Source organism: Hydromonas duriensis (assembly GCF_004363775.1).
In the GTDB taxonomy this organism is placed as follows: domain Bacteria; phylum Pseudomonadota; class Gammaproteobacteria; order Burkholderiales; family Burkholderiaceae; genus Hydromonas; species Hydromonas duriensis.
Genome location: NZ_SNZE01000026.1, coordinates 1 through 26,308, shown reverse-complemented (window position 1 = coordinate 26,308; position 26,308 = coordinate 1). Strand labels below are relative to the sequence as shown.

Sequence of the window (26,308 nt, the reverse complement as noted above, 5' to 3'; positions counted from 1 at the left end):
ACTGTTCGCAAGTCTATCAGCGATTGATTAAAGCTTATGATTTGAAATGCAGTATGAGCGGCAAAGGCAACTGCTACGACAATGCCGCCTGTGAGAGCTTCTTCCACACGCTCAAGGTCGAACATGTCTATCGCATTGCCTTTGAGTCAATGGAGCACGCCAGACGCGAAATCTTCTGGTTTATTGAAGCCTATTACAACTTCAAACGCAAACATTCAAAATTGGGATACCAAAGCCCTGTAAAATTTGAATCCGCAGCATCTAAAATAGCTGCTTAAACTGTCCGTTGAAATGAGGGCAGATCAGGTAATCGTTGCGCCGCATTGTGTTTTAGAACCTATGTGCGCCAGTGGCTTACCATCATCTTGAGTCTGAACCACCATGCTGGTGACAATGGGATTTTTACCATGTTGCGGACAATCAAGAATATCGCCAACCCGAGCAACAGGCATGCCGTCGACTCCGAAGTTTGTTGAGCCTGTGATAATGCTCCCGCCATGATCCGAGGTATCGCCAATACGTGACACGGGGTATGACATATTTTCTCCTGATTGTTTTAATGACTTGCACTTTATTTTATATATCTATTGACAAATTATATTACAGCCAAATTGGCTTAACAAGCAAATTGTTTAAGTTCTGATAATTAATTATTTAATAGCATCAAGCAAGCATAAACTTTATCTATTTCAAATTCAATAAAATTAGTTAGATAATAAAAAATCGCGTAAAAAATATCTTTTTACGCGATTGTAAAATAAACCCGCTTTAACTTAGTGATAAGGCGTTACTTGGGTTGCGCTTCAATATCAACTGCAACTGCTTCTGTAATCACTGCATTGACCTCATCACCTACTTTGACTTTGCTTAAATCAATTTCTTGCGGCACGTCAATTGTGACGGTTTCGTGAGCACCGCGCAAAGTTACTGTGCGTTCTTTGCGATTAACAGCTTTAACAATGGCTTTGATTTCAGTGCGATGGGCTTCGAGCGCTCCCGGCTTTTGTCCTAACTCTGCGGCAACTGACGCTGAGCTTTCAGTCCGTTGAGGCACGCCTGTGCGTTGATGGGCGGGCACTAAGGTCAAAACAACGCCTTTCACATAGCGAACCACTAAGTTGTCCCCTACTTTGATTTTGTCAAAATTTCTTACTTCTTCTGAAGCGGTAAACTCATATTTTGCACCGTTGTCAGCCTGCACCGTCAAGTGACGTTTCTTTTTATCTAATTTAACGACTTTGGCGCTTAATTTAACTTCAACCATTCCACCTTTGCTGTTATCAGCCGTTACAGCCTCCACCGCAGAATCTGGCATATTTTTTGCTTGTACATAATTCAAAGAGCCCGCCATCAACAGTGCAGTCAACAAGACAAGTGAACGTTTTTTCATAAACATCTCCAAAATTTAGAAGGTAAAAACAACAAGGGCGACTCAATCATTTCATTCAATTAAGAATCAATACTTGGACACCTCTTAATTATAAGTATATCTCTATTTAAAATAATATTTATCTATCCTTGCGATTTTTTATTTTGTTTTATTTGTTATTTTTTACCCACCTAAATATTTTCAGTTCAAGCATTGTGGGCTAATCAATGCGCCATCTGCATCGACATAAACCCAGTCATTCGGTTGAACCGTCGCGCCTTGAATATGAACGGTTATATCTCTCACCCCCTCGTTGCGGCGAATGGCTCGCACGGGATGCAAGGCCAAGGCCAATATGCCTAGCGGTAACACCGAAATTTCACCAATATCACGCACGGCCCCATTGACGATGACCCCTGCCCAGTTATTTTTGACAGCGGCTGCGCCAATATTACCCCCTAGAACCGCACATCGCACGCTTGCACCTGCGTCGACAACGAGAACCTTTCCTGTGCCATTTTCATTTTCTAAAATATTTTTAATGACGGTATTGTCTTCAAACAGCTTAACCGTGACGGCTTGCCCGCTAAACGTGGTTTGCCCTCCGTATTGTTTAAATACGGGAGGCAATACATGTATCACGCCTGCGTGAATGTCTTTTTCATGAGCATCACATAAGTCGGTGGTGGCAAAAGTCATATTCAACTCCTTTTAACTGACATAACCAGTGAAATTGAAGCATCATAAAAAAATCGCCCAAACTTGTTTTAGTTTTGGGCGATTTTAGCTTCGTCATCTTACTCAACAGTCATGATTAAATTACATGTTGTTAATCATTTCTTGACCAAATTGAGAGCAAGAGACTTGCGTTGCGCCTTCCATCAGGCGAGCAAAGTCATAAGTGACTTTCTTTGCCTCAATTGATTTGCTCATTGAGGCCAAAATCAAGTCGGCGGCTTCAACCCAGCCCATGTGACGAAGCATCATTTCTGCAGACAAAATTTCTGAACCTGGATTGACGTAATCTTTACCTGCATATTTTGGTGCTGTGCCGTGTGTGGCTTCAAACATGGCCACTGAATCAGACAGATTCGCGCCTGGTGCAATGCCAATACCGCCCACTTGCGCCGCCAAGGCATCTGAAATATAGTCGCCATTCAAATTTAAAGTCGCAATAACGCTGTACTCGGCTGGGCGCAATAAAATTTGTTGCAAGAACGCATCCGCAATCGAGTCTTTAATCACGATGTCGCCGTGTGCGGCTTTGATGACCATCCATGGGCCACCATCCAGCAATTCTGCGCCAAATTCTTTTTGCGCCACTTCATAACCTGTTTTCGCAAACAAGCCTTCTGTGTACTTCATGATGTTGCCTTTATGAACCAAGGTCACGCTGTCACGCTTGTTGTCGATGGCATATTGAATGGCTTTACGAACTAATCGCGTTGTGCCTTCAACTGAAACGGGCTTAATACCTATGCCTGAAGTTTCAGGGAAGCGGATTTTTGTGACACCCATTTCTTCAGTCAAAAATTTAATGACTTTTTTCACTTTTTCAGAGCCGCTTTCCCACTCAACACCTGCATAAATGTCTTCTGAGTTTTCGCGGAAAATCACCATGTCAATTTTTTCTGGGTGTTTCACAGGTGATGGCACGCCTTGGAAGTATTGCACTGGGCGTAAGCAAACGTATAAATCTAGCTCTTGACGCAATGCCACGTTCAATGAGCGAATGCCACCCCCAATGGGTGTCGTCAAAGGGCCTTTAATTGAAACCACATAATCGCGCAAAATTTCCATGGTCTCGGCTGGCAACCACACATCGGGGCCATAAATTTTGGTTGATTTTTCGCCAGCGTAAATTTCCATCCAGTGAATTTTACGCTCGCCGCCGTAGGCTTTTTCAACCGCAGCATCGACCACTTTTAACATTACTGGCGTGATGTCAAAGCCTGTACCATCACCCTCGATGTAAGGCACAATCGGTTGATTAGGAACATTCAAGCTGAAATCGGCGTTGACAGTGATTTTTTGTCCGCCTTCAGGAATTTTAACGTGTTGGTACATACGGGCTCCAGTGTAAAGTTATTGTTGGTTTGAAAATAAAAAGCGAACGTAAAACAAAGAATTGATGTCAATCGTTCACCAAGTCTTGTATAAGACCTTAACCGCGACATTATGCCTGATTTTTCAAATGATGCGATAACTTTTCACGCTGTTTTTGTCGTTCTTTTAAAGAAAAAAGGAGGCAAACTGCTCGCCCCCTTGCTCCCTTCGCTCCTGTCTTTTTTACCCTTACTTGATTTTTGCAACTTGCCCAGACACATACGTCCACACAATTTGAGCGGCCGCATTGCTGGTCAATTCTGCGTAATCATAAGCGGGTGCGACCTCGACGCAATCCATACCAACCCACGGCAAATCAGCCAACTGCTCTAAAATACTAAATGTTTGATTCGTCGTCATGCCGCCTGGTTCTGGCGTGCCCGTACCCGGTGCAAACGCGGGATCTAAGTGGTCAATATCGACGGTCATATACAGTGGCAAGCCTTTAGCCGTCATGCGCTGACGGATAGCGTTAAGTACAGGTTTAAGCTCATCCAATGTTTCCAAACCCCGCATGTCGCGCGCAGTGAAAATCGTGCCGCCTTGGTCTTTCACGTATTCACGCGCTTCACGCACGCCTGCGGAACGAATACCTATTTGCACAAAAGATTCTGCGTCAACCAGCCCCTCTTGAATTGCCTCATACACCCAAGTGCCATGCCCTGATGGTTCACCAAAGTGGTCTTCCCACGTGTCGCAATGCGCATCAAAGTGCAATACGGCCAGCGGCTGCCCCGCCCATGCGCGATAGGCTCGCAACAATCCGAGCGTAATTGAATGGTCGCCGCCAAGCCAACACATGTGATATTTTTGAATCAGCTCAGGAATTTGTGCCGCGAGGCTTTCTCGCATGCCCTCTATTGAGGTGTTGGGCAGCATCAAATCGCCAACATCACTCAAGTACTGGAATGGGGACACATCAAAAAACGGATGCGTTCCGTCACACAGCATGTGACTGGCGCGACGAATGGAATCAGGACCAAAACGCGCGCCCGGTCGATGAGTAACAGCACCATCATACGGAACTCCCGCAACCGCGAATGGTGTGTCCATTTGGTTATGCGGTACGGCTAAAAAACGATTTTGGCTCATATAAGCAAAACCCATGGTTTCTCCTAAGGTCAACATTTACAGTATAAAAACGGTATTTAAACTGATTTTTCAATTAAATATACATTTATTGCATCCACAAGCGCATCAAATTCTTAGCTATTTTATAAGTGGATGCCCTTTAATTCAAAGATTGGCTCGTTCAATGCATGTATTTTTAAAGCAAAATAGCACCGCTTATTCATTTTGCACTTTTCTAGTGCAAGGCTGTCGTAGCCTATTCGATTTTATTGTCAAAAAAAGGAGAACCTCATGACCACACCCACGATTTCGCGCGATCGCATAAAAGCCATCGCGCAACGAGAAGCGGCGGCATTTTTGAGCGCCCGCCCCCGTTCAGCCGAGCTTGCTGAACAAACAGAGCAACATTACCTTTTTGGCGTACCGCTGCATTGGATGGCCGATTGGGGAACGCCCGTGCCACTGTTTGTTGAGCGAGCCCAAGGCGCACACTTTACGGATGTTGACGGGCATCAATATGCTGATTTTTGCCTAGGTGACACAGGCGCAATGTTTGGACACAGCCCTTTACCCGTAGCCAAAAAATTGGCGGAGGCTGCTTTTACTGGTTACACCGCGATGCTGCCCACGGCCGATGCCGCTCAAGCTGGACACGCTTTAACTGAACGTTTTGGCCTACCCTTTTGGCAACTGGCAACCACAGCGACCGATGCCAATCGTTTCGTTGTGCGTTGGGCGCGAGCCATCACCAAGCGTAAAAAGATTTTAGTGTTTAATGGCTGTTATCACGGCACAATTGATGATGTATTCGTGGATTTGGATGCAAACAACCCCTCTGCCCCCCCCGCAACACGAGCCAGTTTGTTGGGGCAAGTCTATGATTTAACTCAATTTACAGATGTTGTTGAGTTCAATGACATCAAGGCAGTACGTGCCAAATTGGCGTCAAAAGAGTTTGCCTGTGTCTTGACTGAACCTGCTTTGACCAATTGCGGCATGGTGTTGCCTGCCGATGGTTTTTTAGCAGATTTACGCAATGCCTGCGATGAGACCGATACCTTACTTGTGTTTGATGAAACCCACACGATTAGCGCGGGGTATGCGGGCTATACGGGGTTGTGCGACTTTAAACCCGATATGGTGGTGGCTGGTAAAGCCATTGCAGGCGGTTTGCCTTGTGCGGTCTATGGCATGAGCGCGGTCATCGCGCAGCGCATGCGCGAAGCAAAAGAATCGGCGCCCCCTGGTCATTCGGGTATCGGCACAACATTGTCAGGTAATATGTTGACGATGGCCTTGCTTGCGACCAATTTGACTGAGGTGGCAACGCCTAAAGCGTTCGAGCACATCATTAATCAGCAAAATAAGCTGTCTACTGGGCTACGCAGTATCATTAAACAGCACAATTTGCCGTGGAGCGTGACACAGCTGGGCGCGCGCAGCGAGTTTCAATTTTGCCCAACTTCACCCAAAAATGGTTCAGAAGCTGAAGCAGCAATGGATGCGGAACTTGAGCAAGCGATTCATTTATACTTACTCAATCGAGGCATCATGATAACGCCTTTTCACAACATGACTTTGGTGTGCCCCGACACGAGAGACGAAGATATTGAGCACTTTTTAAATGTATTTAACGAATGTTTAACCGAGTTAGTGACCAATTAAATAAATAACATTAAAAAAAAGCCACTCCCCTCGTTACAACCATGGTGAGATGATGTGGGATGGCTTCATAACTCATGTGCTCATCAATATCACCTAAAACAAACACAGAGACAAAAAGGATACATGATGAAACCAATTTTAGTTCTTCAACATGCTCATTATGATTGGCCCGCTTACTTCACCGACTGTCTGATTAATTGGGAAATACCTTTTGAAACAATAAACATCGCGGCTGGTGATGTTTTGCCTTTTACCATTACGGACTATAGTGGCTTTGCCGTGATGGGCGGTGGCATGAGTTCCAATGATGAGCTGAACTACCCTCACCTCACTCACGCGCTCAATTTAATCAAAGAGGCCGTTCATTATCGCATTCCAGTGATTGGTCATTGTTTGGGTGGGCAGCTGCTGGCCAAGGCATTGGGTGGAATCGTCATCCCAGCCCCTTATCATGAAGTCGGTTGGCATACCATTGCCCCGCTTCACACTGCAACTGCTTATGAATGGTTTGGTGGTCTAGCCCCTGTGACGTTATTTGAATGGCATAACGAGACTTATTTACCCCCCGCCAATGCGCAACTGTTAGCCAGTAGTTTATATTGCACAAACCAAGCATTTGTGTACGATAACATTCACTTAGGCATGCAATTCCACGTTGAGGCGTTGCCAGAAAAAATAAATCATTGGCTGGATACGGCCCGTGAAGACGTCGCTCTCGCCAATGAGGCCAATGTACATTCGGAAGAAAGAATACGCCGTGAAAACTGGGTGTATGCCGAACATTCTCAAGCGGTTGCACGTCAGCTCTATACGCGTTGGTTGAGCAACGTCAGTCGGTATTAATTTATTAAAAATGATTTAAATACATGTTTTGCCCATTGTTCTGTTATAGGATGGCGTTCAATCATCGTACTATAGGACACAGTGATGATTAAATCGGAATCAATTTAGACAACAGAAAGTAGGAGGGCATCATGCGTTTAAAAAAACTAGGCTTCATCAGTGCGCTGTTCGTTATGATGAGCGGCACGGCCTTGGCCAATGATGAATCAACACAAGTTGTGGGCATGGATTTCGGCTCATCCAATAGCGGTCCAGCGTTGGTTTTTGATGTATCCGACAAAAAGGACAACAACATCGTTGGTATCCGTGGTGAAATGCCCCTCACGGAAAAAGACCGCGCCATGCAAAAATTTAGAGAGCGCATGGGGCAACGCTCCTCGGTTGAAGTGTATGGGCAGGTCGATTTGGGCTACGAATACCGTAGATAATTGACTTTAACAATCGGTCATTTGGTCATTTTAAACAAGCGATTGTTCATCATAAAATCAGCTCATGCTGCTTTCCTGTTGGAGCCAGTAGGACTCCCTCAATTTTATGAGTTGGATAAAGCTGTGCCATTAAGCTCATGTATTCGCGCAACTGCGCCTCATATTCAGGTAAGTTTGCTTCTGTCCAATCGCTTTTAAAATCCATGACGGTCAACTTATCTGCCTTTCGCACCCAGCGGTCAATGCGCTTGAGCATTCCTTTGGCCGTGATGATGCTCATCTCATTGACCGCTTCATCATAAAGTTGTGGGTCAAACCAGGCCTGCCATTCATCGCGTTGTAAAGTCTGCGTCAACCACGTCTGAACAATTTTGGCATCATCTAGGGTGATGCCAAAACGCTGAACCAGCTCGGCATCATTTAAACGCTCGCCCCAATTGTCGGTCGCAAACTGCAAGGCACCATGCCACGCTGTACCTAATGCAGCCGCGTGATTTTTGCGGGCTTCGTCAGCATTATATTCAGCAGCAATCGACACCTCATGCCACATGTGGCGAACCTCTTCCGTCAATGCAATGTCGATATACTTATTGGTTAAAGCCGTTTTGTCCCCACTTAAAGAGTCACTGGGTTCAATATAAGTCCCATCATTCGTAGACCATTTCTTAAGCTGCGCCCCCCACTCTATCGGTTGCGCACTCAAACGTTGTGACTCAGGCACATCATTCATCGCCTGTTGCAGATAATCGAATAGACCTTGCTTCGTGTTTGAACTTTTTTCTTCTGCGTCATCGGTTTTAAGTTGTGCCGCGCTCACCACAAGCAATTGACGTGCTCGGGTCATTGCAACGTAGCATTGGTTCCATTTTTCAACCCGCCCGCGTTGCGCCGAATCAGCCAATTGTGATGCCCGCCACGCTCCTGTTCGCTCTTTGGTACCGAGCCAAGACACATGGGTTGGCGCACTCGCCAACACAGGCCAGTCCACAAACCAAAGATTATTCTCGCTTTTCGCTGTTTTGGTTTTCATGTCAATCAGCATGACAATGGGGGCTTCCAAACCTTTTGACGCATGTACGGTCAAAATTCGCACCGCATTGTTCATTCCTAAAGGCTCGGCTTCAGATAAGCCCTCTTTATCCAAAGCCTGCCAACGTTTCAAAGCCTGTAAATAACTGGATAAACTTGGATAACGCCCCGCATTGACCGTCAACGCCAACTGCAAAAACGCTCGCAAATTGGCTTGTACTTGCGCATTAAGCCATTGCGGTACGCGTTCAGCATAGCGTTTTAGCAATTCACTTTGGGCATAAATGCGGTCGAGAACGTCGTGTGGCGGCAAATACTGTGCATACGCGAGCCAATTGAGCAACAAGTCTTTAGCCTTTTGTAAGTTGGGGATTAAGTCATTCGCCTGCAACATCACTTGCCAGTAGGATGGCACGATGTCATTTTCTGTGAACGATGTGCGTGCATCAAGCAAAATAGCCAAATCTTCATGACTCACATCAAAAATAGGCGTGCGCAATACATGCAGCAAAGCCAAATCATCACTCGCATCCATCAGCCATTGCACCAACGCCATCAAATCCAATGCCTCAAGCGTGTCAAGTAAACCGCCCCGACGACTACTGATAAAGGGGATGTGAGCCTCTCGTAACAGTCGCTCATACCCCGTCAGGTGCGTTCGCGTATAAACCAGCAGCATCATGTCGCTGTAGCGTGCGGGGCGATACTCGCCCGTGTGTTCATCTTTGACGGGATAATGTCCAACCAGCTGTTGAATCGCTTGAATCAGTTGTACACTTTCTTCATCGCGCACGTTTGCTGCTATGACGTGCTTCGGTTGCGTGAGCCAATGACGTGGCGCGGGAGTATTGGTATTGGTGGCACTGTCATCAGAAGGTTCGCTTGCTTCTTCACTCTCCTCTGCTTGTTCAACCGCACTAAGCCCCAAACACGCCACATGCCCAATGTCCTCATTAAATGTGCTGTGCGCACTGAAACTTTCCGCCAATTCACTCTCGTCCATGCGGAACAAGCCATTGACCCAGTTGACCACCGCGTGGCTATTTCGCCGCGTGGCATGGGTTTTTAGCACGTCGGCTTGGTATTTTTCAATCAAAAGCTGTTGCGCGGCGTCAAACAATCGTGCGTCCGCCTTACGAAAGCGATAAATCGACTGTTTCACATCGCCAACAATAAACACACGCGGCTTGACCGCATCATGTTCGTAAGCATCCAGCCAACTTTTAATAATCTGCCACTGTAACGGGTTGGTGTCCTGAAACTCATCAAACAACAAGTGTTTATACCGCGCATCGAGTTGAACTTGTACATACGCCGCTGTATCTGGATGGCTTAACAGCTCAAAGCATTGGTATTCAATGTCACTGAAATCCAATTGACGCGTGCGACGCTTAATCGTCTGATAACGTTCAATTAACGCCTCAACGCAAGGCAAAGCGTCAATGTGCAATTGATACGCACGCAAATCAGCCAAATCGTGCTGAACTTTTTTAAAGCCGTCATTGAGCGACGCAAGAGCGGCTGCGTACTCATCTTCACTCACGACGCCCATCAAACTGTTGACTTGGGCTTTCGTTATTTTGTTTTGCTGTGCATCGATGCGATCGCCACCTTTAACTAAAAATTCTCGCATGCGCGCGTACTTTTGCGTCGCATCAGCGAGCTTGGAAATATTCAACAATGTTTGCGAACGGATTTGCTTTTTTTCATCCCCGTGAGCCAACACATTGAGCCACACTGCAAATGCAGGATTATTCGCCAACTCATCCGACCACCGTTGATAAACGCCTGCTTCACCCAACGAGACATCCAAACCCGTTTGTAGCAAAATATCTTGCGCTAAATATTCCAACACGGTTCTGTCTTCACGCGCACAAACATGGCGAAACAATAACAACTCTGTCGATTGAGCCAAGCCCTCATTAAGTAGCTTCTTCGTTGGTTCTTCCCCCAACTCACGCACCAGATTCAAATAATGCGCACGTAAAATTTCACCATCAACCGTATTAAACTGTTTATAAAAATCATCCCACGCTTGCATGCGCAATTCGCTGGCGTCTTCTAATAAAGTGGCGTCGCGCATCACGCCCGACCCCATGGGCGCAGCCTGCAATAAACGATAAAACCACGCATGAAAAGTAAAAATCGGAATGTCCTGCCCGCTACCCAAAACATCGTTGTACAGCGTACGCGCCTTTGGCAGGGCAGCCAACGCCTCTGGCTCAGTCAAACCTCGTTCTATGAGCTGTTTTAAAACCACCGCTTCAGGCTCATCCGCAAGTGCTTGCAATATCGACGCCACGCGGTCCCGCATTTCCTGAGCTGCTTTTTTAGTAAACGTAATCGCCAACATGTGATGCGGCAGAACACCTTCCAATAACAATCGGATGATACGTGATGTCAACAGCCACGTTTTGCCACTACCCGCAGACGCACGCACAACAATGCTGCGCGAAGGGTCAAGCGCGGCATAATTGAACACGCCCGCCGCACAAGGCTCATGGTTGATTTCGTAGGCTTGAATACTGTTATTCATATCAATACATCATAAAAAATGGCTGGAAAGGCTAAAAATTTTTCAAAACAATACCGTATACCCCTTACGACACACGCCTCGCGCATGGCATCGTTGACAGGTGGTCAACTCGCCCATGGCTTGTAATGCTTCTCCTGCGTACATGCGCATAAAGGCATCGTCAACTTGTTGGTGTAATTGTTGAGCCGCAGTTTGTATGGCTTGATTGTCGGGGGCGTTTTGTTCAGGGTTGAGCCATGCCTGCGGATAATCGTTATCGCCTCCATGTGCTTTGGATTTGCATGTTTGAACAGGTTCAGTGCTGACGCCCACGTAACCCGCTTGACTCAGGGTGGCTCGCTCTTCTGCGCTAAACAAGTTTAAATAAAACGCCAGTTGCACATCATTGTTATCGCGAATTTGGCGCGTGTAGTTGCTTAACGAACCTGTTTTGTAATCAATGACGGCCGTGTCGCGCTTGACCTGAGCGGTTAAAGGCTCAAGGGTCTCTCGTTGGTCGATTTGGTCGATTTTGCCTTTCCACAACAAAGGTTTGCGCTCGCCATTGGCATGCACTTCTTGCGCCAATTCTATCCATGCTTCGCTACTTTTCACTTGCCATCCTTCGGCTTCGCGGGCATGCCACCACGCCACGTAAGGATTGGCGTAGTCCAAAAACAATTCAAGTACAGCCCAATATCGGGCATTGTGCGCGCACAACGGCTCAAGATAGCGGCGCACGATGTTCTGTAACAACTCAACATCATAAGTGCTGTTATTGACATCGCGTTGCTGATGAAAAGCAGCAATGATTTTGTGCCACAAGTTACCCTTATCTGAGGGCAAAATGTCGTCACTGGGTAAACGTTGACGGCGAGTTTTAAGCACTTGTTGAACATAAAATTGGTACGGACACGCCGCCAAACACTCCAAGTCACTTGCACTGACCTCAACGGGCACATGAGCTTCGATGCTCACTTGACTGCGCGGATGTAAATCGGCTTTGACGTGTTCAACTGTGAGATTCGCTGAACTTAACGTCATCTGCCCTGCCCTGAGCCATTGCGCCAGCCACGCACTGATGGCATTCGGTGCGCTATCTTGTGTGCCACAAAAACTCGCTACAACGTGTGGCGTAGTGGCGAACACGTCGATTAAATCATTTTTAGCCTGTTCCTGTTGTTCAAGATGGGTTGGCAATCCAAGCTGTAAACGTACCGCCATGTTTAACAAACCGACATTATTGGAAACGCCTGGTAAATTGTTCGCATCCGCCCCCATCAACCAGACGGCATCAAAATGCCGCATGCGTGTACTGCCCAGTGGCAACAGCAAAACGTCATCGCTGACATCGTGTGGGCGAAACGTACTCGCCTCCACCTCGCTGTCAGCGATGCGCAAAAATGTCGATAAATCCAAGGGGGCTTTAACTGTAGCGCAACGCCATTTTTCTAAAAGTTGTAACCACACTTGGCCTGCAGGATCAATTGTCCATCCTTGATACAAGCCAAAATCATACGACCATTTCGTGATGTTGACGGCCCATTGACTTAAACTAAAAGTTCTACGCCACGACGCTTGAATATTCAAGGCTTTGCCAAATACATCAATCGTTGATTGTCTCAAATCCATTTGCAAATTTTCAGCTTGTATTTGCAAATCGGCTCTGACACTCTGACTACTCGCCAAGTTCAACCATGCCTGCCAATCGCGTGCAAGTACGGGCTGTGCCATGGCCAAATGCTGCACATGGCGAATGAGCAAGGACTTGTGGGAAGCGGGCAACATCCCCAAAACCATGGGATGAGACAGCCAATCAAGTAGTTCAACGGCCAACACCTCGCCTTGCCACAACGTCAGCCCAGCTCGCCAACTGCTCGCAGCACGAGCCGTCGCCAGCAACCATCCCGTATCATCACGAATCGAGACTCCGCATCGCGCAAGTAAAGCCCAAACGCGCCGCGAGACTTGTCGGTCTAGCGCGACCAAAGCAATTTTTTGCAAGCCTTGGGCGCGCCACGCCAACACTTGCTGCGTCACCGCTTGCGCCTCGTCTTCCAAACTTTCAGCCTGAACGATTTTTGCAGTGCCCTGCGGAATGGGTGTATCAGCGGACGAAATGCGAATGGATTCTAACCATGCTGTGTGCAATTGCTGTAAACGTGCATCGTCAACACGAGCCCGTACCTGAGTCACGTCCAGCAAGTGCACCTGCGACGCCTGCGCGTATGCCTGCCAAAACCATGTTTCAAAACGTGCCCAAGGTCGATTGCGCACCACCCAAACCTGTTTAACAGGGGGATGCCGCACAAACTGTTGCAGTGTTTCTAAAAATTTCAATACAGGCGAAAGTTGTTCTGCACCAGCGGACACATCTGCCCGCCAACATTGCAGCAATATCGATAACTCCTGCTGAGCAAACACACCTGCATGCCGTTCAAAAACAGTTTCCACCGCGGTCAATAAAGCGGCCTCTCCATCCGCCAAGTTTTGCCCAGCCAGGAGCTGCAAGCTCAACTCGTCGCTCATGTCAATCAAGGCGCGAGCCACGTCAAACAAATGCACTTCTTCCAACACCCCCAGCCATTCGGCAAGCTGCTGAGTATTACGCAATTGCCCCATCCAGTTCAACACCCGCTCGGTGTGCTGCATATCAATATCGGAAGCCCCCGCAGACTTCGCCCAATCCAGTAAGGTCATCATGCGCGGCATGACACACGGACGATTCAAGGAGTACGCATGTTTGGCCCATGCCTTTTGAAAAGGCACGTACATTGACGCATCGGGCACAATCATCATGTGCGACTGAAGTGCAACCGTATTTTTTTCGGCTGCATGCCACATGCGTTCCACCACGTCAGACCAAAAGACATCATCAAACACACAGTTGTGCTTTGTCCAAGGCTCATCCTCAGATGTTTGAGGTGATTCAGGCGGGAATAAATCGTATGTTAATGTGTGCACTGTTTTCTTTTAGTTTTTAAAATAGACCAGTACAATTATACGATGCCCTCAGCACAAACTTTAGAAAACCGCTAAAATAACCTCAGCCGATTTGACGGTAAGACTTGAATTAAGTCAAAATACCCCCATCTAATAATTACTAACTTTAAAAAATCTATTTTGAATGAATAAGGAAAAACAATGAGCACACTCACCCACGTCACCGATGCCACTTTTGAAGCTGATGTATTAAACGCCACAACACCCGTATTAGTCGACTTTTGGGCTGAATGGTGTGGTCCTTGCAAAATGATTGCACCCGTACTGGACGAGTTGGCCAAAGCTTATGATGGCAAATTAACCATTGTTAAAATGAATGTTGATGAAAACAGCGCAACACCTGCTAAATTTGGCATCCGCGGCATCCCAACATTATTGTTGTTCAAAAACGGAACGGTTATGGGCACTAAAGTCGGTGCTGCAAGCAAGTCACAGTTGGCCGCTTTCATCGACAGCGTCTTATAATCATCCATAAGTAGCTTCTTCCTGCATTTTTTAAACCTGTGCCTCACACATCGTGACACAGGTTTAAACCAAATCACAAAACAGCATTTTTAATCACCTTTTTACGCTATAATTTGCCGTCACTACATTTTTAGCAAATCCCCGATTTTCTACAATCAGATTACACCTCCCTCCAAAGTTCTTTCCTCTGCGTCAAAACGCACTCTAAAACATAAAAAATACACGACATCATGCACTTAAACGAACTTAAATCTTTGCCAATTAAATCATTGGTTGATATGGCTTTAGAACTTGGCATTGAAAATGCCAGCCGCTTGCGCAAGCAAGAACTCATGTTTGCAGTACTCAAACGCCGCGCTAAAGCAGGCGAATCCGTTTTTGGCGACGGCACTTTAGAAGTTTTGCCCGATGGTTTTGGCTTTTTGCGCTCGCCTGATACATCATACTTAGCCAGCACCGACGACATTTACATTTCTCCCTCACAAATTCGCCGCTTCAATCTGCACACGGGCGACACCATCGAAGGTGAAGTGCGCACCCCTAAAGACAACGAGCGCTATTTTGCTTTAGTAAAAGTGGATAAAGTCAATGGTCTAGCGCCTGAACACACCAAACATCGCATTTTGTTTGAAAACTTAACAGCAATTCATCCCGACACTTTGTTGCCACTTGAGCGCGACATCCAATCACAAGAAAACATTACCAGCCGCATCATTGACATCGTGTCGCCAATCGGCTTGGGTCAACGTGGTTTAATTGTCGCTCAGCCCAAATCAGGTAAAACCGTGATGCTGCAAAACATCGCGCATGCCATTACCGCCAACCGTCCCGACATTGATTTATTTGTCTTGCTGGTTGATGAACGCCCAGAAGAGGTCACCGAAATGCAGCGCTCCGTCAAAGGCGAGGTCGTTGCCTCGACTTTTGATGAACCCGCGGCACGGCACGTGCAGGTGGCAGAAATGGTACTCGAAAAAGCCAAGCGTCTCGCCGAAACAGGCAAAGACGTGGTTATTTTATTGGACTCCATCACACGCCTTGCTCGCGCCTACAATACCGTCATTCCAAGCTCTGGCAAAGTATTGACAGGTGGTGTTGACGCCAATGCATTGCAACGCCCTAAACGTTTCTTTGGTGCAGCGCGCAATATTGAAGAAGGCGGTTCACTCACCATCATTGCCACCGCGTTAGTTGATACAGGCTCACGCATGGATGATGTGATTTTTGAAGAGTTTAAAGGCACGGGCAATATGGAGCTTTGCCTTGACCGTCGCATGTCTGAAAAACGTGTATACCCTGCCATCAGCTTAAATAAATCATCGACGCGCCGTGAAGAATTATTGCTTAAGCCCGATGTTTTGCAAAAAGTTTGGATTTTGCGTAAATTCCTCTATGAAATGGACGACATTGCGGCTATGGAGTTTATTTTGGACAAGATGAAACAAACCAAAAACAACTCTGAATTTTTTGACATGATGAAACGCGGTGGCAAATAATCGTTCATAAACGTTCAGCCGTCCAAATAAAAAAGCTTTGCATATGCAAAGCTTTTTTATTAGAAAACCAATGAAAACAATCAGTTACAAACCCAATGATAACGCCACACGGTATGTCACAAACGATGCCAAATACGCCAAAGCAAACAAGTAACCCGCCGTGATTAAAGCCATTTTCCACCCACCTGTCTCGCGCTTGATGGTGGCGATGGTCGACAAACATTGTGGCGCAAACACAAACCAAGCCAATAAAGACAAAGCGGTTGCCGTTGACCATTGACTCGCAATAATCGGCATCAATGCGCCCCCATCGTCCCCCGAAGACAAAGCATAAACCGTAGCCAATGCGCTGACTAACACCTCGCGCGCGGCCAAACCTGGAATCAGCGCAATACTGATTTGCCAATTAAAACCAATCGGCGCAAACAGTACATTCAACCAACGCCCCAAAGTGCCCGCAAAGCTATACTCAATCGGTGCACCCACCGCACCATCAGGCGCACTGGGGAAACTGGCTAAAAACCACATGACAATGGTCAAAGTCAAAATAATTCCACCGACACGACGCATAAAAATGTCGACCCTTTGCCACAAGCCAATCAGTAAGTTACGCACATTGGGCCAATGATAATCGGGTAACTCCATCATCAAAGTGCGCATGTGTTGATGGTTACCAAACCGTTTCAGCACCCAAGCCACAGCAAACGCACCCAAAATCCCCGCAAAATAAAGCACAAATAATGCAATGCCCTGCTGCTCAAATCCACCCCAAACTTGTTTTTCTGGGATAAAGGCACCGATTAGCAGCGCATACACAGGCAAACGAGCGGAGCACGTCATCAATGGCGCAATCAAAATGGTCACCAAACGGTCACGCGGATTTGGAATTGTACGTGCCGCCATAATCCCAGGAATGGCACACGCGAATGACGACAGCAATGGAATAAATGAACGCCCCGATAAACCAACGCTGCCCATTAAGCGGTCGAGTAACAAGGCCGCTCGCGGCAAGTAACCCGACTCTTCCAATAATAAAATAAAGAAAAATAGAATAACAATTTGCGGTAAAAACACAACCACACCGCCTAAGCCTGCAATCAAGCCATCAACCAAAAAGCTTCTAATGATGCCATCAGGTAAAAGCGAACCGACCCACTCCCCCAAACCAGCCGTCATGGTTTCAATCAGTCCCATCGGGAGTTCAGCCCACGAAAACACCGCTTGAAAAACCATAAATAAAATCGTTGCAAGTATCAATGAGCCCCAAATTGGATTCAAAAACAGTGAATCCAACTTTTCTGTGAGCTGATGCGGTGTCGTCTCATTTAAACCTAGGTTGTTTAAAATGGTTCGGACGGTTGCGTGATCGCCTATGCCATCGGTCTCTGTTTTGTCACTGGCGTTATATGTGTTAACAGCCATGTTCTCGGACATGTGTTTTGCGGTTAAATCATTTAAAAAGTGTTCTAGCTTTTTCACACCTTCCGTTTTAACGCCAACGGTACTCACAACAGGCAGCCCCAACTCTGTCGATAACAGCGCTTCGTCAATTTTGATGCCACGCCGCTGGGCCACATCGGTCATATTCAGAGCCACTACGACGGGCAAGCCCATCCGTTTAACACTCAAAACCAAACGCAATCCACGGCGCAAATTGGTGGCACTCACCACACAAACAACGTAATCAGGGCGTTTTTCGCCCTTGGCTTTTCCTGCCAATACGTCACAAGTGACTTTTTCATCGGGTGAACGCGGGTACAAACTATATGTGCCTGGCAAATCAAGGATACGTAGTTTTTTGCCATCGGGCTGGAGATACGCCCCCTCTTTACGCTCGACCGTAACCCCCGCGTAATTGGCGACTTTTTGACGGCTGCCTGTCAATAAATTAAACAGCGCGGTTTTACCACAATTGGGATTTCCGACCAGCGCGACCAAAGTACCGCTGGGATAAAACTGAATATTGGATTGATTCATATGGATGAAGTTGAATAAATGAAAAAGAAAATCAGCTGACTGCGGTGACTTCAATACATGCCGCTTCTTGCGGATGCAATGCAAACGTGGATAAGCCTATCCGCACAACCAAAGCACCACCAGGGATAAAAGGACGCTTGAGTACCATGGCATGCTCGCCACTGAGAAAGCCGATATCTTCGAGCCAATGAACCCACTCAGTGGGTACGCCATCAGCGTGTACCGCTCGCACAATAAGTAACTGATTCACCGCGGCTTGATTAAGGTTGGTATTTACACGATGCACATTCAACTTTCACAGGCTAAAAGCCTTTTTTGAATTATAAACACAAAAGCAAATGAGAATGCTTTTCAATTAGATTTATTATAGCAGTGTTTTTTAAAGCATGTGAAAAATTCGCAATGGTTCTAAAAATATTATTTGAACAAAGATGGACAAAATTCAATCATCAAAGTAACCACTGATTCAAAACGGAGCTGATGCGCGGCACGGTGGCACTTGCACTTAGACCGATACTGCCGTTTGCTTGAGCTTCATATGCATCACCCGCCAAGCCGTGCATATAAACAGCCAAACAAGCTGCGTCAAATGGCGCAATATCCATGCCCAAGAGTGCCGCAATCGCACCCGACAGCACATCGCCCTGCCCTGCAACCGCTAGCGCGCTACCACCAGTGGTGTTGATTTTAAATGCGCCATTAGGATGTGCAATCACTGTACCCGCACCTTTAAGCACAACGACGCTGGCGAACTCCCGAGCTATGCGCCGCGCAGCCGCCACTCGATTCGCTTGAACGTCAAGCGTTGAGCTCTTGAGCAAGCGAGCCGCTTCGGTTGGATGTGGGGTCAACACCGCAGGTAAGGTTCGCGTTCGCAATGTGGTTTTGTAGGTCTCGCTTAATGGCGAATGCGCGATTAAATTCAAGGCATCGGCATCCAAAACACTCGCTTTGTGGTATCCCAACGCATGACTCAAAGCCAATTGCGCGGCTTCATCTTGCCCTAAGCCCATCCCAATCGCTAAAGCATGCGCGTCGCCCAGATTGGCATTCGCTAAACGTATCATCAATTCAGGTGCAAATACATCGACCGCCAGCCGTTCATCCAACACATTCAACCAAACTTTGCCTGCACCCGCAGCAAGCGCAGCTCGCCCCGCGAGCAATGCTGCGCCCAGCATCCCGACATGCCCGCCCACCACGGCGACACTGCCAAATCGTCCTTTGTGACTATTGCGCGGGCGTTTGAGCTTAATCCGAGCCGCATCATGCTCTAGGTTCAAAGCCCCAGCAGTTGATTGATATGCGTCTTTGTTCACATTTAAGTCAGCCAAAAGAACCTGCCCAGCACAATCTGCACCATCAGCCATCCATAAACCTGATTTTTGCGCTATAAAAGTCAATGTATCGGTCGCGCGGATGACCTCACCCAAGGCTTCGCCTGTTTCTGCATTTAAACCCGATGGGACATCCAAGGCTAAGATTGGCGTATTCATCTGATTTAAAAAAGCAATCAAGCCTGCTAACTCATCAGAAGGTGCACGGTTAATACCGATACCCAGTAACCCATCGATAATTAAATTGGGAGCTGGCTTTAATTGGCTTAAGTCATGCAGGAGAGCGACATCTCGCACAATCGGTATATTCAAAGTTTCGCACTCTGCCAAAGCGGCTTGTGTTCGCCTACTTACTGGTGGCTGCATGACCATGCATTGCACATGAAAGCCGCGTTGATGCAAAATTTGCGCCGCAAACAGCGCATCACCACCGTTATTGCCAACGCCCGCTGCTATCCATACACATGAGGACGAAGGGTATCTTGCACTGACCCTATCCGCGATAGACAAGGCGGCTAAAGCCATTAAATCAACACCGTCTCGTTCAGCATCTTGTTCAATCATTCGTAAAGCAGGGACATCTAAAATAGATATGGTTTGATGTAAGCTCGGGCTCATAAGCGGCTCAATTAAATGAGGGAAAGGATAATTTCAAAATTAATGTTTTCGGATAAGCAACCCAGCTTTAGTTCACGTCTCCGCTGACGTAAAACCAAAGCCCATTCTCCCGTACAAAGTCACTGACTTCGTGCATCCGATGGGCGCGGCCTTGAATTTTATAACGGGCAACAAACTCAACTTGTGCTTTGTTGCCCGATGCGTGCTCATGTTTAAGCACCTCTAGCCCGAGCCATTTAACGGGTTCAGCTTGAATGATGGACTCATTCGGGCGCGTACTGACATGCCAAGTTTGGCGCAAATAAGCCTCATTCGCCAAAACATAGGCACTATAACGCGAGCGCATGAGTTGCTCCGCCGTCTCGGCTGTTTGCCCATCGACGATGAAACGCGCACAACAAGTTTCGTAATATTGACCGCCACACGGGCAAGGTTGAGTCTTATGTTTGCCCATACTAGACCTTAGGTGAAAGCACGGTCGGCATGGCTTTGGGCGCGGCGTTGGGATAATCCAAGCTGTAATGCAGTCCTCTCGATTCGTGACGATAACGGGCGCATTTAACAATCAAATCTGCACAGGTGACCAAATTACGCAGTTCGATTAAATCAGGCGTGACTCGAAAATGTTTGTAAAACTCGTTGATTTCGTCCTTTAGCAATTCAATGCGATGGGCGGCACGCTCAAGGCGTTTATTCGTGCGGACAATGCCAACGTAATTCCACATGAAACGGCGCAATTCGTCCCAGTTGTGTGAAATGACAACTTCTTCATCCGCATTGGTGACGCGAGACTCATCCCACGCAGGTAAGTCTCTTGGTGCAATGGCTGCTTGTTTGAGCACGTCACGGGCAGCGGCTTGGCCAAAGACCACGCACTCAAGCAACGAGTTCGAAGCCAATCGATTCGCCCCATGTAAGCCCGTATAAGTCACTTCGCCAACCGCATATAAATTGGCAATGTCGGTTTTACCCGATAAGTCGGTCACCACCCCGCCGCAGGTATAATGTGTGGCAGGAACAACTGGAATAGGCGTCACTCGCATGTCAATGCCAAGTTCCAAGCAGCGAGCAAAAATCATTGGAAAATGTTCTTGCAAAAACGCAGGGTCTTTATGGGTCATGTCCAACATGACACAATCTAAACCATGTTTTTTGATTTCAAAGTCAATCGCACGAGCCACCACATCGCGTGGCGCCAGCTCACCGCGTTCATCATGGTCAAACATGAAGCGATAGCCGCTGTTAGCAGGCTCGCCCACCTTGGCGGGTAAACGCAAAATACCGCCCTCACCACGCAAGGCTTCGCTGATGAGGAACGATTTTGCGTGTGGGTGAAAAAGGCAAGTCGGATGAAATTGCATGAACTCCATGTTTGCGATACGACAACCCGCGCGCCATGCCATAGCGATACCATCACCCGAGGCACTGTCTGGATTCGTGGTGTATAAATAAACCTTACCCGCGCCTCCTGTCGCCAATATGGTATGCGCAGCACCCAGTGCATGGACTTGTCCTGAAGCATTGTCCAAAGCATACACACCATAACAACGGTGCTTATCGCTTTCGTTGAGCTCCTCGCCTTGCAAAGCAAGGTGTTTCCCTGTGATTAAATCAACCGCAATGTGATGTTCTAATACGGTGATATGAGGATGAGCCATGACTTTTTCGATTAACGTCGATTGAATGGCGTGACCCGTCGCATCCGCCGCATGTACAATTCGACGATGACTGTGTCCGCCTTCGCGCGTCAAGTGCAGATGCCCATCTTCCTTTGTGAAAGGAACGCCCTCTTGTTCCAACCAGTTGATGGCAGCAGGCGCATGCTCAACCACAAAGCGCACGGCTTCAGCTTCGCCCAACTGCGCACCCGCGACCATCGTGTCATCGTAGTGATTTTGAATATCATCGTCAGCACCCATTACAGCAGCAATACCGCCCTGCGCCCAGTTGCTTGAGCCACTTAGCAGTTGCCCCTTGGATAACAATGCAACTCGCAAGGTCGGCGCAAGCGATAAGGCGGCACTCATGCCCGCCAAGCCCGAACCAACAATCACCACATCGTATTGTTGCTGCATTCCCATTGTTTACCCCGTTTGTTTGCGTTTGTTCGAGTTTGTTGTTTATTGCACAGCAATTGGGCTGCACATCTCGCCTCGAACAATATCAGATTCAACCTACATTTGCAAAGTTGCGCACTAATTATTGACTCGCTTAAGCGCATCATCCCACCAATATCGTCGCCCCGTGATGCGCCAAATATCTAAGTTTGCCGTCACACATCCCAGACAAAACCGTAACGCGCCCGTTTCAGCGGTATTAAACACCTGGGCACCTGCTGTTTGATAACGCTCAACGATATTCGGCGCGGGGTGGTGAAATGAATTCAAAAAACCAGCTTGGGCTATGGCCCATTTGGGCTTGGTGGCTTCAAGCAGTGGCGCGGTGGAACTGTGTCGACTGCCATGATGAGGCATCATCAGCACATCCACTTGCCAATCCCACACGCCACCCTGTGGCGACACCAGCAAGCGAGCTTCTTGTAAGCCGTCAATGTCACCAGTGAGCAACATGCTTTTCATCTGTCCAGCCGAAGCGTCTACACGTAAGACGCAACTTTTTGGATTGTTTGCCAGAGTGTTATCCATTAGGGTTTCAAGACTTGGATTCAATATCGAAAAGCGCACACCATCAACTGCCCAACTTTGACCCGTCAAGCAAAAATCTTTTGATGCCGAATGCACGCCCAACGCCGCCATTTGCTCGGCAGACATTGCCCCCACCAATTGAGACACCTCAACCGCTTGCGACACACTCGCCGCGCCACCCGTGTGGTCTGTGTCGTTATGACTCAAAACCATCATATCCAAGCGATTAACATCGATACTACGTAAATACGGCACGATTAAGCGCACACCCGCATCCGAGTTCTCACCATAGCGAGGGCCTGCATCAAACAACCAGTTTTGCGATGCAGTTTGCAACAACACCGCACTGCCTTGACCGATGTCAAACACATGCACGCGCACCTGCCCATAAGGGATAACCACTCGATTGACGGGCGAGAACAGCAGCACAATAAAACCCATGCTTAATGCCGCAACACGCCACCATCGCCTTTGACGTAACTGCAGTAACAAACCAATACTCATCACAGACAAAAGCACCGCCTGCCACCACGTCAAGCTGTGCCACCAAATGGCTTGGGGAAACGCTTGAGCAAGCCAATTCAAATACTGCAAACACACATCCAATAAAGCATGCGCCCACAGCATCGGCCATGCCCAACCAAACATAAAACTCAGCAAACAAGCGGACAACAGCACTGGCGTTACGACACCCGTAACCAATGGAATGGCGACGATGTTCACTGCCACACCCAAGAAGGAGGCTTGGTGAAAGAAATACAACGTCACGGGCAATAGAGCCAAGCCAATGGCAATTTGCGTACCGATGAACTTCAAAATCCACGCGCTTTTATCAGAAGTACTTGAACCGTCAGTTGAGTCATCGCCCGATTTTCGTTCACCTAAAGCCAAAATCAACCACGCCACAGCACCAAATGACAGCCAAAACCCCATTGAAAACACCGCAAACACATCCGATAACAAGACCACCCAGAGCGCAAAACACAACACCCGCACGCCAGAACTCGCCACGCCCAAGCGAGAGAGCAACAACCACAACGCCAACATCAACACAGTGCACTGAGCAGGCAAGCCCCATCCTGCAAGCAAAGCGTAACAAAAAGCCACCAACAAGCCCACATACTGCGCCGCATGCAAACTAGGCAACCACGCACATAACCTCACCGACCGTCGCCACAATGCTTGCGTCAACCACGCCAACACCATCGCCAGCATCGTCACATGCACCCCCGATATGCTCACCAAATGGGTCACGCCTGTTTTTTGGAACAAAGCCCATTGTGTATTTGAAATGGCATTCTGCTCACCCAATGTCAGGGCTTTGAACAGCGCGGTTGACTCGCCAGTTTCTCCCGCTAAAGATTGGTCTATCCGCTGCAAGGCGGTTGCACGGGTATTTTGCAGAACATGCCAAAAAGATGTTTCGGTGCGTAACCAACGAGGATACATGTCTTTAGGGGTGCTTTGATTCAGGCGTACCGTTGCTAAAGCACGTACATTGCGCGCAAACCAGTCCTGCTCTTGGTCATACACATCAGGGTTTTGTGTCGCGTGTGTGGGTTTAAGCGTCAAAGGCAAAGCCCATACTTGCCCGACACGTAAACCATCTATACCCGTCACGGGCAAATCATCGTCATACCAAGCCGTGCTGATGCGGCTGGGCAACTGCCCTTCATCATAAGCTTGTTGCAAAAGCGCATCGGACTGTACGGCAGTTGGCTTAAAAATAAAGCGCACGCCAAATGGCGTGCGGGTGGGAATGCTGTCAATCACGCCTTGTACATAAAAGGTCTGTCCAATCCAAGTCGAAAGAACATGCTCGTGCAAGCGTTGCCATGCTTGGATTTGTGTATAAACCACAGTTAAGCTCAACATCATCATTACAACAAAGAACAAACGCAACGTTTTGAATTTGAACGCACACAAACCAGTTAAACCAGCCACAATCACCAAGCCCCACAACGCAACTTTAGGGAGCAATTCGGCGCATTGATGTGCTGCTGTCAGGCTCGCCACCATACACACCGTCAGTAAGAAAAGTCGCCATTGTCCGTGCATATGTGCCTGTATCTATAGTACCGATTGAATTTTAGGTAAGGCGTTTAAAGTATTGTTTCTAAGTTGTGCGCTTAAATGCGCGGCCGACAAGCCCCGAAGCGTCATCAAGGTCTCGGCAATTCGAGGCAGGTAATATGAGTAATTATTTTCTTTATACGCCCAAGCGGGCGACATGTCGGGCGCATCGGTTTCTAAAACGAGAGATTCAATGGGCAACTCGGCGGCCAAACGGCGGATTTGATTCGATTTTTCAAACGTCATCATGCCACCAAAGCCCAGATGAATGCCCTGCTTGATGTAAGCCTGTGCTTGAGAAAAACTGCCATTAAAGGCATGGGCAATGCCTTGTTTGATACCGAATTGCCGCAAATATTTAATCACCGTATCTTGCGCTCGCCGCACATGCAACAAGACAGGCAAATTAAATTCTCGCGCCAATTTCAACTGCCCTTGGTAAATCGCCAATTGCTTGTCTTGGTCGATGCCCTCGACAAAACCATCCAAGCCAATTTCACCCACCGCGACCAAGCGTGAATCTTCAATATTCGCCAGCAAAGCACCGCGTAACTCAGCTAAAGCAACGTCGACATCAAGTGAATTGACATACATCGGATGTATGCCCAAGGCATACACAGTCCCTGTGTATGCATGCGCCAAACCGCGCACCGTCTCAAAATTAAACGGCGCAACCGCGGGAACTACTTGCGCCACCACGCCTAAGCGTTGAGCATGCGCCCAATCATCCGAGCGCGTCGTGTCAAATTCCGCCGCATCAAAATGGGCATGGGTATCAATCCACGACATGGGTTATGCCGTTAAAGTGGTTTCTTGTAGCATACCCGCATCCAAGCGCAAGACACGGTCACACTCAGCGGCCAAACCTAAATCATGCGACACCAAAATAAAGGCAATGCCCAAGTCTCGCGCCAACTGACGAACAAGTTTAAACACTTGAGCGGCCGTTTCACGATCCAGATTGCCTGTCGGCTCATCGGCAAGGACACAACTCGGTTCGGTCACCAAAGCTCGGGCAATGGCAACCCGTTGACGCTCGCCGCCTGACAATTGACTCGGTAAATGGCTGATGCGGGCACCCAGCCCGACTTTTTCAAGCATGGCTTGCGCACGCGCACGCGCTTGTGCTTTAGGCAGGCGACGTATAAACAATGGCATGGCCACATTATCCAAAGCGGTCAATTCAGGTAACAAATGATGAAACTGATATACAAAACCCAGATGCTGATTACGCACACCGTTACGGGCATCATCCGACAGACTTGAATAAGCTTGTCCAAGTAAACTCACCTCGCCCGCGTCGGGCACATCCAAGCCACCCAAAACGTGTAGCAATGTCGATTTACCTGAGCCAGAAGCACCAATAATCGCAACACATTCACCCCGTCGCACATCGATAGCAACGTTTTTTAACACCTCAACATCTAAAGTGTTGTCTTGAAAAGTTTTAGCAACACCTTCTGCGTGTAAAACAATATGTTCTAACATGAGCATTCTTTCAACATTCTTTCAACATTTTTTCAATTCATTCAATGCGTGATTGCATTATTCGTAACGCAAGGCTTTTGCAGGTTCAACCGCAGCCGCTTTTCGACTTGGGTAAACAGTTGCCAACAAACTCAATCCAAAACTAACCGCTGCGATGACAATCACTTCGCCTAGGCGCAC

The 26,308-nt window shown here is 47.7% G+C and carries 21 protein-coding genes; 6 read left to right on the top strand and 15 right to left on the bottom strand.

The genetic code is table 11. The features are described from left to right. Positions 1–278: integrase core domain-containing protein (locus DFR44_RS09655; protein ID WP_162845236.1), on the top strand; the 278-nt coding region annotated here is incomplete at its 5' end. 24 nt (positions 279–302) lie between these two features. Here DFR44_RS09655 and DFR44_RS09650 read toward each other — a convergent pair. The 5 genes from DFR44_RS09650 to speB form a co-directional block, all read right to left on the bottom strand. Then, complete coding sequence (locus tag DFR44_RS09650; RefSeq protein WP_133621367.1) at positions 303–539, bottom strand: PAAR domain-containing protein; 237 nt, start codon at positions 537–539, stop codon at positions 303–305. A 248-nt stretch (positions 540–787) separates the two neighbouring features. After that, positions 788–1,390, bottom strand: a complete 603-nt coding sequence (locus DFR44_RS09645) for a hypothetical protein (RefSeq protein ID WP_133621366.1) — start codon at positions 1,388–1,390, stop codon at positions 788–790. 180 nt (positions 1,391–1,570) lie between these two features. Continuing rightward, entirely contained in the window at positions 1,571–2,068 is a 498-nt protein-coding gene (gene rraA, locus DFR44_RS09640) for a ribonuclease E activity regulator RraA (RefSeq protein WP_133621365.1), read from the bottom strand. Between the two features lie 120 nt (positions 2,069–2,188). Next, the gene (gene icd, locus DFR44_RS09635) at positions 2,189–3,436 is read right to left on the bottom strand and encodes an NADP-dependent isocitrate dehydrogenase (protein WP_133621364.1); all 1,248 of its coding nucleotides are present in this window, start codon (positions 3,434–3,436) and stop codon (positions 2,189–2,191) included. Positions 3,437–3,664: 228 nt separating this feature from the next. After that, positions 3,665–4,582 (bottom strand): agmatinase, encoded by a 918-nt coding sequence (gene speB, locus DFR44_RS09630; protein WP_133621363.1) that lies wholly within the window; start codon positions 4,580–4,582, stop codon positions 3,665–3,667. 255 nt (positions 4,583–4,837) lie between these two features. On the opposite strand from speB, the gene DFR44_RS09625 reads away from it, so the two are divergent. The 3 genes from DFR44_RS09625 (at position 4,838) to DFR44_RS09615 (ending at position 7,482) form a co-directional block, all read left to right on the top strand. Beyond that, on the top strand, positions 4,838–6,211 hold the full coding sequence (locus DFR44_RS09625) for an aspartate aminotransferase family protein (protein WP_133621362.1): 1,374 nt from the start codon (positions 4,838–4,840) through the stop codon (positions 6,209–6,211). A gap of 123 nt (positions 6,212–6,334) precedes the next feature. Beyond that, on the top strand, positions 6,335–7,054 hold the full coding sequence (locus tag DFR44_RS09620) for a type 1 glutamine amidotransferase (RefSeq protein WP_133621361.1): 720 nt from the start codon (positions 6,335–6,337) through the stop codon (positions 7,052–7,054). A 131-nt stretch (positions 7,055–7,185) separates the two neighbouring features. Next, a complete protein-coding gene (locus DFR44_RS09615; protein WP_133621360.1) occupies positions 7,186–7,482 on the top strand; it encodes a hypothetical protein in 297 nt (98 codons plus the stop codon). Between the two features lie 49 nt (positions 7,483–7,531). Here DFR44_RS09615 and DFR44_RS09610 read toward each other — a convergent pair whose 3' ends face one another. Then, positions 7,532–11,047: a UvrD-helicase domain-containing protein gene (locus tag DFR44_RS09610; protein WP_133621359.1), complete on the bottom strand. Its 3,516-nt coding sequence runs from the start codon at positions 11,045–11,047 to the stop codon at positions 7,532–7,534. Positions 11,048–11,089: 42 nt separating this feature from the next. Beyond that, on the bottom strand, positions 11,090–13,990 hold the full coding sequence (locus DFR44_RS09605; protein WP_133621358.1) for a PD-(D/E)XK nuclease family protein: 2,901 nt from the start codon (positions 13,988–13,990) through the stop codon (positions 11,090–11,092). 180 nt (positions 13,991–14,170) lie between these two features. Between DFR44_RS09605 and trxA the strand changes: the two genes are divergently transcribed. Both trxA and rho read left to right on the top strand, forming a co-directional pair. Next, positions 14,171–14,494, top strand: coding sequence for a thioredoxin TrxA (trxA, locus tag DFR44_RS09600; protein WP_133621357.1), 324 nt, complete (start codon positions 14,171–14,173; stop codon positions 14,492–14,494). Between the two features lie 230 nt (positions 14,495–14,724). Next, positions 14,725–15,990: a transcription termination factor Rho gene (gene rho / locus DFR44_RS09595; RefSeq protein WP_133621356.1), complete on the top strand. Its 1,266-nt coding sequence runs from the start codon at positions 14,725–14,727 to the stop codon at positions 15,988–15,990. An 84-nt stretch (positions 15,991–16,074) separates the two neighbouring features. Here rho and feoB read toward each other — a convergent pair whose 3' ends face one another. The 8 genes from feoB to DFR44_RS09555 form a co-directional block, all read right to left on the bottom strand. Further along, the gene (gene feoB, locus DFR44_RS09590) at positions 16,075–17,967 is read right to left on the bottom strand and encodes a ferrous iron transporter B (protein WP_133621355.1); all 1,893 of its coding nucleotides are present in this window, start codon (positions 17,965–17,967) and stop codon (positions 16,075–16,077) included. A gap of 31 nt (positions 17,968–17,998) precedes the next feature. After that, complete coding sequence (locus tag DFR44_RS09585) at positions 17,999–18,253, bottom strand: FeoA family protein (protein ID WP_133621354.1); 255 nt, start codon at positions 18,251–18,253, stop codon at positions 17,999–18,001. 163 nt (positions 18,254–18,416) lie between these two features. Then, positions 18,417–19,922 carry an NAD(P)H-hydrate dehydratase gene (locus tag DFR44_RS09580; RefSeq protein ID WP_133621353.1) on the bottom strand — a complete coding sequence of 502 codons (1,506 nt, stop codon included), beginning with the start codon at positions 19,920–19,922 and terminating at the stop codon, positions 18,417–18,419. A gap of 67 nt (positions 19,923–19,989) precedes the next feature. After that, complete coding sequence (locus DFR44_RS09575; RefSeq protein WP_133621352.1) at positions 19,990–20,376, bottom strand: YchJ family protein; 387 nt, start codon at positions 20,374–20,376, stop codon at positions 19,990–19,992. A gap of 1 nt (position 20,377) precedes the next feature. After that, a complete protein-coding gene (nadB, locus tag DFR44_RS09570; RefSeq protein ID WP_246012099.1) occupies positions 20,378–22,003 on the bottom strand; it encodes an L-aspartate oxidase in 1,626 nt (541 codons plus the stop codon). Between the two features lie 114 nt (positions 22,004–22,117). Further along, the gene (locus DFR44_RS09565) at positions 22,118–24,625 is read right to left on the bottom strand and encodes a DNA internalization-related competence protein ComEC/Rec2 (RefSeq protein WP_133621351.1); all 2,508 of its coding nucleotides are present in this window, start codon (positions 24,623–24,625) and stop codon (positions 22,118–22,120) included. Positions 24,626–24,637: 12 nt separating this feature from the next. Beyond that, positions 24,638–25,429 carry a TatD family hydrolase gene (locus tag DFR44_RS09560; protein ID WP_133621350.1) on the bottom strand — a complete coding sequence of 264 codons (792 nt, stop codon included), beginning with the start codon at positions 25,427–25,429 and terminating at the stop codon, positions 24,638–24,640. A gap of 3 nt (positions 25,430–25,432) precedes the next feature. Beyond that, positions 25,433–26,128 (bottom strand): ABC transporter ATP-binding protein, encoded by a 696-nt coding sequence (locus DFR44_RS09555; protein WP_246012098.1) that lies wholly within the window; start codon positions 26,126–26,128, stop codon positions 25,433–25,435. Positions 26,129–26,308 lie beyond the last annotated feature (180 nt).